Genomic DNA, 9,306 nt, shown 5'->3' with positions numbered 1-9,306 from the left:
ACGAAGAAGAGAAAATAGATTTTCAAAGTAAGCATGAAATGTTACTAGGATTCATTTATGTAAATATTTTTTTGATCTTATTTTGTTTGACTATTTTTCTCTTTTTTGAAGTTTTAAAAGTGAACTTAGATTTTGTGATTTTAATTGGTTCAACAGTCATGATATTTGCCTGTTATATTTGGAGATTATAAAAATAAACTAAACATTTGAGCGAAGGGTAAAAAGAAGATGGATTTTAAGAAGAAACGTTTAGCTAAAGCATTAGAAGATAAGACATATCGTGTGAAGTTAGTTCACTCAAAGAAGGGGTGGCTCGCAGTTGGTTTGACATTTATTACACTATTTAGTGCATCAGTACTATCAACAAAGACTGTTGATGCATCGGCTGTAAATAATGTAGCAACTGCTAATTCAACAACAAGTAGTTATGTTCAACTTTATAACAGCGTTACAAGTAATGACATGCATAAAGCAAATCGTGGCCTTGAAAATGGTACTAAATGGAAGACTGCTAAGGCTGTCAAAGGTATTGATGGTGAAACTTATTTGCTAGTTGGTGGTAACGAATACGCTAATGTTGATCAGATGGACTTAGCTGATGAAACATCTAAGCAATCTTTGAATGGTATTGTTCACGTCGCCAATGGGAATGGTCAATATGCTGAATTGTACTCCAATCCATTAAATGGTTCCAAACTGGTTGTAAATCGTGCCTTGGCTAAAAATACTGATTGGAAGACAGACCAAAAAGTTGTAGTAAATGGTACTGCTTATTATCGTGTAGCTACTAACGAATGGGTTAAAGGCTCAGAGGCAACATTGATTTCGGAGAGTTCTCGTTCAGATAAGACTTACATCAAGAATTCTCCTGACGCCGAAATACCATCGACAAATACTAATAATTCAGGCAATACTAATCATCATAATAATGGTGGCTCAACTACGACGCCAGCTGAGCCTGATGAGATGGGTAATATTACTATTAACTATATTAAGCGTTCGACAACTACAAATGACGCTTGGGTCATCAAGACAGAAATAAGACAAGTTAAGATTGGCTCAAGAGTTACACTCATTGCACCAAAACTAGATGGTTATACAGTTGTTCCAGGAGAAGAGGACAGATCATATCTAGTACAATTTGATGGTGAAGCGTTCAACATCCCTTATACTCAGGACGATGCGACAAATGTTGTAGATACATCATCTGTAACTGTTAATTATGTTGATGAGAAGGATAATCAACTAGCTAAATCAGAAACTTTTCCTGTAAAAGTTGGCATTGATTTTTCAACACCTGCCGCATATATAGATGGATATAAATTACAAGGTAGTTTGATTCAAACTGTAAAGACGGCTAAGGAAGGAAATACTATTAATTTTGTATATTCAAAAGAAGATAGTACTACAACACCAACAGACCCTGAAACTGATAAGACAGATGTAACAATCAAGGCAGTTGACGAAAATGGCAAAGCTATTGAAGGCGTACAAGATACCGTACTAAAAGACCAAGAAGTTGGTAAAGATGTAGAAGTATCTGCCCCAGTAATCGAAGGTTATACAGCAACTGAAGCTACTAAGAATGTAAATGTAGCTAAAGATGGTTCAACTGTAACGTTCACATATACAAAAAACGCTACAACGCCAACTGATCCTGAAACTGATAAGACAGATGTAACAATCAAGGCAGTTGACGAAAATGGCAAAGCTATTGAAGGCGTACAAGATACCGTACTAAAAGACCAAGAAGTTGGTAAAGATGTAGAAGTATCTGCCCCAGTAATCGAAGGTTATACAGCAACTGAAGCTACTAAGAATGTAAATGTAGCTAAAGATGGTTCAACTGTAACGTTCACATATACAAAAAACGCTACAACGCCAACTGATCCTGAAACTGATAAGACAGATGTAACAATCAAGGCAGTTGACGAAAATGGCAAAGCTATTGAAGGCGTACAAGATACCGTACTAAAAGACCAAGAAGTTGGTAAAGATGTAGAAGTATCTGCCCCAACAATCGAAGGTTATACAGCAACTGAAGCTACTAAGAATGTAAATGTAGCCAAAGAAGGTTCAACTGTAACATTCACATACACAAAGAATGCTGTTGCACCTAAGACAGCAACTATTACTATTAATTATCTTGACACAGATGGTAATGTACTAAAAACTGCTAAAACTGATACAGCTGATGTAGATTCAACTTATAAAGCTGATGCACCTGAAATCAAAGGTTATACCCTAGATGGTGATGCTAGTCAGTCAATTACAGTAAAAGCTGATAGTAATGTAATTAACTTTAAGTACACTAAGAATGCTGAACCTATCCAACAATCAACAATTACAACAAAATTTGTAGACGCTGACGGCAATGCCGTAGCTGATTCAATTTCTGAAAAGGTTGACAATGGTAAGTCATACACAGTTAAAGCTAAAGATGTTACTGATTATACTTTGAGTGGAAACGCTACTCAAACAATCGATTCAGTAACTGGTGACGAAACTCTAACATTCAAATACACAAAGAATGCACCAGTTGTTTCAAAGGCTAATGTAACAGTAAATTATTTAGATGCTGACGGCAATGTATTACAATCTGCTAAGACTTTAACTGACCAAGTTGTTGGTTCAACTGTAACCGAAACAGCACCAGCTATCAAAGGTTATACAGTAGACCAATCATCTAAATCATTGGAGGTTGCTAAGGATAATAATGTAATCAACTTTACATATACAGAAGATGCACCTGTACAAACAGTTGATACATCTGCTGTTGCAAATAAGGTTATCTCATTAGTAAATAATTACAGAACTGCTAACAGTTTATCAGAACTAAATGTTGATAGTAATTTAACCGCAGGAGCTGTAGCACGTTCCCTCACTGAAAAGGGACACGTTGACGCCAGTGGTGACATCAACTCCGCTAACCATGATGAGTTTATGGCTCAAACTCAAGCAAACTTGAAACAATACGGTTCAACTAATATGGCAGAAAATTTGGCTGTCACAAATGGTTCAACTGCTGATGAAGTAGCTCAAAACTTGGTTAATCAATGGAAGGAATCACCAGAACATAATGCTACTATGTTAGACAAAGGTATGACTGACATTGGTGTAGGTGTACAACAACTTGAAAATGGTATGTTTGTAGGTATTCAAGACTTTGGTGGAAAAGCCACGACAGCCAATTGGGATACAAGCAGATTTAATACCACAACGGCTGACACATTTGGTTTAACTACAGACCAAATTAAAGACCAATTTGTCAAGAACAGTGGCTATAACTTAGGTACTAACTACTATGTATCAGACCATATCTTTAAAACAAAGAATGATTATTTAAACTTTTTGAATGCAGGATTTGATAATCCAGACCCACTAGAAGGTTCAATTTGGGACTCAGTAGGTGCTAGTGGTAAAGCCACAGGTATGTTAGTCTATGATGGTAAGGGTAACGCTGTAGGTTGGGGTCTATGTTTGATGGAAATGGACGAACCAGTTTCAACATACACAGATCAAGGTTTAACAACATGGATTAAATAATCCAACAAATTAACGTTAAGTAGATGATTATTAGAAGAAGGGTTGACCGTAAGGTCAGCTCTTTTTCTTTATAAAAGAATCTCTTTTCCGTTGTGACTTTCTTCTTATTAGTCTGATATCTGCGGTAAGTTGAAATAATTGTAAGTAGAGTGTAGTTAATTTGATATACTAAGGGTACTTTGTTACAGGTTAGTTATTATTTACAAAATAATCTTAAAATGACTACGGAGGCAATGGGTTTGGAAAATGAAGATATTAAATTAAAAGCAGAACCTAAATTGATAAAAGAACTCACCGATGAAGAAGACAACTTTAAGGGTATTTCTTTAGCAGAGTTTAGAAAATCACACAGTCGAAGCTAATTTAAGGACACATTAATTCTTTGAGAATATAAAAAGGATTATGTTAAAAAGTACAATGATACTGAATTTTGAATGTAAACTATTGAACAAGTCTTGGTTGTGTTTTGAATAAGCTGACTACAATAAATGATCCAGATAAAGGGAACTGACCTAAGGTTAGTTCCTTTTTGTTTGATAAAATTTTAAAAGCATCGTGAATGATATAAAAATTCTTTGTGGTGTGAAATGCTTCTATATAAGGTGTGGTTAAATCGATAGCTAATATTTTACTTAAGGCACTTGATAGTTTACGTAACAATCATTACAAGAGCTTTTAAGTATAATTATTTTCAGTTGATTGAAAGAGTTTTAAGAAAGCTGAAGAGGTTTATTATGATGGTTAATCAAAATGATTTAACATATTACAACGGCCCGTGTGCAATAATATAATTTAAAATCGGATAATCGATCAATGCAAAGAACACAATTAGTAAACCAAGTGATATAAAGACTCTTACATAATGGATAGAATAGCTTAGAAATACCACATTAAAGATAAGAGAACTTTCAAGCAGATTGCCAATAAGAATTTGACTGATATAAGTGACAGAGAAAAACTCAGATGAAAATGATGATAGTAAGTAGAGATTGTTGTTAAGTATCTAACGTTTCAATGATGATAGTATTGATCACAAAGTTGTTTTTGCTTTGGAGTCTGTACTATCTCACTAGTATGTTTGTGGGGTTGCCATGGAAAATTAAAATATCTCCATGATACCCAAAAATTAGCTTGAAATTATTTATATTTTTGTGTATAGTAGAACGTGCATGCGGGTATGGCGGAATTGGCAGACGCGCAAGACTAAGGATCTTGTGGAGAATTATCTCCGTGGAAGTTCGAATCTTCTTACCCGCATCACTAGAGTAGTTAGACATTTTTGTCTAGCTGCTTTTTTTTGTTTCGGGAAAATTCCGTCATCTATAACAATGATTTTTGTGCATCTGCAAGTATTATTGAAAAATATTTTCTTTTTGAATTAATTGTTAATGTTATTGGAATATATCTTTTAATCTGGTGGTATAGTATTATTGATAAATATCATAACGATAGATGGGAGTGTGTTGCCATTGTTTCTTGGATCAATTATCTATAATAAAAGACGAGAAATGAATTTAACTCAAATTGAGTTAGCTAACGACATTTGTACTCAAAATACGATCAGTAAAATTGAGAAGCATAATATTGCACCAACAGTGAATATCTTGATCAAGATTTGTTTGAAATTGGATTTAACATTGAATGATGTGTTCAGTGATTTTTCAAGTAATTCTTCTGCCAAACAGGATAGTATTCTAGATGCAATCGAACAAGATATTTTACTTCAAAGAAACATTGATGTTCAGGATCGATTGTCATTGTTAGAAGGTAAACTCAATAATAATGACATGAAACAATATGAATTGATCAATGGCATGTTGGCTTACAAGAATCATAATTTTGACGCCTCACTGTTTACTTTGGATAAGGTTTTGCAATATACCAAGTCATCTAAAGATGACGTCTATACTTTCCTTGCATACTTGTTCAAGGGCTTAGACTATGTTGCTCAAAAGCATTACGATCGTGCTCAGTATTATTTTGAAATGATTGATAATTCAATTGATGAGGACTCACGGATCTCAAATGCTAGTGATCTGGAGATTCTCTTCATTTGCAAGACTTTAGCCAAAGCATACAATGATATGAAGTCGTATCAGAGGTCTTACGAGTTCAGTCAATGCGGCTTAAATTTTGCGCAAAGAAAGCATGTTTCTTATTTCTTAGACGACTTGAACTATCAGTTATCGGTCGCAATTAAAAATGATCAAGACCGCACAGAAGATTACAATGATTATTACAACTTGGCACTTTACTTGGCTAAGTTCAATCAGAATGATTTATTACTCGCCGAGATGAAAAAATAAATTTTACTAGAAAAAACGCCGTTATATAAAAATAACGACGTTTTTTTGTTGTGATATTTTTAATAAGCTGACAAATCATAAAACATGTTTAAACATGATATACTTGACACAGTCTAAGGAGACTAAGGAAGTATTTTAAATGAAAAGACGATTTTTAGTAGTGATTTTAACTATTCTACTGGGCGTTGGGCTTTCATTAGTACCTATCCAAAGTGTCGAGGCTAAGTCCGTAACTAGCGGATACTTTGTTGATGTTAGTGCAAATCCCGCCAAAATCTATGATGCGGCAGGACATGCGACAGGTGAATCCGAACCACTTAACAGTTGTTGGTACCTTGGGAGGACAGCAACCATTAATGGTCAAGACTTTTACCAAATCGCTACGAACGAATATTTAAGTTCAAGCGATAGTTTTATTTACCGTAATAGACCAGAAGTGATCAGAGTCGAAACTGATGAAGATGTGCCAGTTTATGATCACAACTTCGTTGAAAGTGACAAGGTTGCTTTGGCTCCAGGTACATACTGGTACTCAGATACTGTGATTACTACATCAGAGGGCATGCCATTTGTTCGGGTGGCTCCTGATGAATACGTAGGAATGTGGAATGTGATTCAACAATCATTTACAGAATAATAATACTAGTTTTTAAGAGGGGCAATTAAAAAAATTGCGCCTCTTTTATGATTTAAGGAAAAGGTTTACAAAAGTAGATAGCGCCAATGTTCATAGTATTTTGAGCGTTTTTGAGATAATTAATATGTAAAGATTCACATAATTAATTAATCATTTTTTTCAAATTACTGTTGAAATTTACGCAGAATCTCGGTAATATAAGGGTGCTTATAAAATGCCAGAGTTAGAAATATAAGCAAATGTGTGAATTATTAAAAATTCTTGTATGTAAGAATCAGCTTTTGTGTACGCTATTTTTATGCCAAAAAATAGCTGCCGGGATTTTTTGCCAAAAAAAATATATATAGAGGTTATTTGTTATGAAAAAATCTATTTTGCTCCTTGTTTGTGCTCTTTTAGGAACTGGAAGTGCAGTTGCCACTGCCGCTAGTTCTGTAACTAATGTATCAGCAGAGTCTGTTACTAAGGCTGGAGTTTTTGCCGAAGTAAGTTCTGATGAAGCTCAGCTTTACGATCAAAACGGTAATAAAACCAATGTTGCTTTAGATAAGAATTCAACTTGGAAAGTTGCCAAAACACAAAATGTTAATGGAACTGACTTTTATCAAGTTTCGACTAACGGTTATTTAAGTGCTAAGGATGGATTCAAATACAAAAACCGTCGAATGACTATAAAAGTACAGTCACTCGACGGTTCTGATAAAAATGTAAGTGTGTATGATCATAATTTAGTTGAGAGAAGTGATGTTCAGCTATCCCCAGACAGCAAATGGGCTACTGATACTGTCATCAATTACTCCAACGGTGTACCTTTTGTACGAGTTGCTCCAGATGAGTACGTTGCCATGTACGATGTTGTGGAACAATCATTTAGTGCTACTGTCTAATTAACTTTTAATCTTGTGTGTGAATTACTAGTAGATATCCTTGGTATGCCGACCGCCGATATCTCTTGTATATATCAACTTTTATGTACACTGCCAAATGTACTTAAAAATCTATTTAATATATATGAGGTCTTTCTTTAATACAGTTAATAGTGTACTCCCGTTTAAAACAAAATTTGATTCACATTTTGTAAAAAGTGTTTTCCTAATGTGGAATAAAAACTATGGATGTTAAAAATCCATAGTTTTTTTTATACAGCTAAACCGCTGGAATCATAATAGGACGCTTACATACACTATGAATAAAGGATTTAAAAAAAGAAAAAAGCCAGTCATTTAAGCGTTGAAATGACTGACTTCATAGGATTTACTTACTTTCCTTAGCTTTAATCAACTTAACCTTTTCTAAGATTTGTTTATCAAAAGCCTTCATGTAAGCATCGTGAGTTGCAAATTTTTTACCTTGTATTTTTCGTAAAGCGTCGCTCCAATCGTAGTAGTTAATTGGAACCATATTGCGATCTTTGTTGGCTACATATAGCTCAGCAAAGTTGTTATCGCTTTGAATAGGAGCGGTCAACCAGATATATTTAGTATCTTTATATTGTAAGAAATATTGAGTGTTACGCTTGACGTTATTTTGGTAAGTTGAATATTGAACCTGCATATCAAAAGTCTTTCCATAATTATGAGCTAGTGCGTCAAATCTTAATCCCACGCCTAATAATACCAATGCCAAGACGGGTAGGAGATATTTTTGATAAGAGTCCAGTAGAATATCGATATTAATTATCGCAATCGTGCCAAAGAACATATAAGTGGCAAACATACATCTTGAACCGAATGGAGATACAACGATAAATGGAGCAATAACGACATAACCAGAAAGTAATAAAGCAAAATTAGCTAATTTCAATTTAGGATTGTCTATTTTTAGCGAATAAATTACGACGATTATGGTAAAGATTATGATGGCAATGCCTAGGATAATCAAATGCTTAGGTGTGAACATCAAGCGCATATAATTAAACATGGTATCTGATGATGAGGAGCCCTTTAATGATCGATAGGAGTCTCTACCAAATAATATTTTGATATAAGCACCATTGATAAACATTAGGACGGCACCGATAAAGTTACCGATTAGAGCTAAACTCATGATTTTTTTAAATTTATCACTGAAATGGTTACGCAAGAATAATAATATCAAAATGCCATTGAAAACATTTAAAACGGTGACATGTTCAGCAAAGAACTGAGCAAAGATCGAGGCAAAGAATATTAAGTAAATACTAGTTCGGTAATATTCAACGTCTTGATTATCGTAATTTTTAAGTACCAGATAGAGAACAAATAGTGGATAAACGACTGATGGGACATAGTTTGCGAACCCAGCATGCCAACCTAGAATTTGTTGAAAAATAATTTTGGGCATCAATAAGATAAAGAGTCCAGCTAAAGCGGAAGATAATAACCCAATCGATTTAGTTGGTTTGATTTGATCACGAATCTTTTGAATCAAGAAAACAATCAAGGTCATAAATGTTCCATAACCTAAAAATGCTAGCGGTTTGATTTTGGTGATGGCAATAACTAAAAGATCACCTAAGTAGCGGCCATCATATTTTAGAAAAATTCCTTGAGGAAAGTAATTGCTACCGAAATAAGTACCCCAGTGCAGATCGTCACCTAGTAGTGGCATCCACAAGCCGATCAGACCGAAAATTATAAAAATAATAAAATAAAAACTAAGCTTTGTTGTTCTTCTCATTTGAAAACCTCATTTTTGTATTCTTTAATAGGATATAATTATCTGTCTTTTCAAGCAATGAAAAATCTTATCTTGCCACTAAATATATGAAATTGATAAAATATTTACATAGATAATAGTGAATGTTAGTATAATCACTGTAAACGATTACAGAAAAAG

The 9,306-nt window shown here is 34.2% G+C and carries 7 protein-coding genes and 1 tRNA gene; 7 read left to right on the top strand and 1 reads right to left on the bottom strand.

The genetic code is table 11. The features are described 5' to 3' along the window. The 7 genes from ACYT32_RS11855 to ACYT32_RS11825 form a co-directional block, all read left to right on the top strand. Positions 1-191, top strand: a 191-nt coding sequence (locus ACYT32_RS11855) for a hypothetical protein (protein WP_395265768.1), incomplete at its 5' end; no start/stop codon positions are given. A gap of 37 nt (positions 192-228) precedes the next feature. After that, positions 229-3,546, top strand: coding sequence for a MucBP domain-containing protein (locus ACYT32_RS11850; protein ID WP_461793470.1), 3,318 nt, complete (start codon positions 229-231; stop codon positions 3,544-3,546). Positions 3,547-3,785: 239 nt separating this feature from the next. Next, entirely contained in the window at positions 3,786-3,908 is a 123-nt protein-coding gene (locus ACYT32_RS11845) for a hypothetical protein (RefSeq protein WP_395266360.1), read from the top strand. An 809-nt stretch (positions 3,909-4,717) separates the two neighbouring features. Continuing rightward, positions 4,718-4,803 (top strand) — tRNA-Leu (locus ACYT32_RS11840). 203 nt (positions 4,804-5,006) lie between these two features. After that, on the top strand, positions 5,007-5,852 hold the full coding sequence (locus ACYT32_RS11835; protein ID WP_395266397.1) for a helix-turn-helix domain-containing protein: 846 nt from the start codon (positions 5,007-5,009) through the stop codon (positions 5,850-5,852). 139 nt (positions 5,853-5,991) lie between these two features. Then, positions 5,992-6,489, top strand: a complete 498-nt coding sequence (locus ACYT32_RS11830; RefSeq protein ID WP_395266361.1) for an SLAP domain-containing protein — start codon at positions 5,992-5,994, stop codon at positions 6,487-6,489. A gap of 359 nt (positions 6,490-6,848) precedes the next feature. Beyond that, positions 6,849-7,376 (top strand): SLAP domain-containing protein, encoded by a 528-nt coding sequence (locus ACYT32_RS11825; protein ID WP_395266363.1) that lies wholly within the window; start codon positions 6,849-6,851, stop codon positions 7,374-7,376. Between the two features lie 367 nt (positions 7,377-7,743). Here ACYT32_RS11825 and ACYT32_RS11820 read toward each other — a convergent pair whose 3' ends face one another. Beyond that, complete coding sequence (locus tag ACYT32_RS11820; protein ID WP_395266365.1) at positions 7,744-9,147, bottom strand: hypothetical protein; 1,404 nt, start codon at positions 9,145-9,147, stop codon at positions 7,744-7,746. Positions 9,148-9,306 lie beyond the last annotated feature (159 nt).

It is taken from the genome of Companilactobacillus sp. FL22-3 (assembly GCF_054881455.1).
This window is presented reverse-complemented; position numbering and strand designations above follow the sequence as displayed.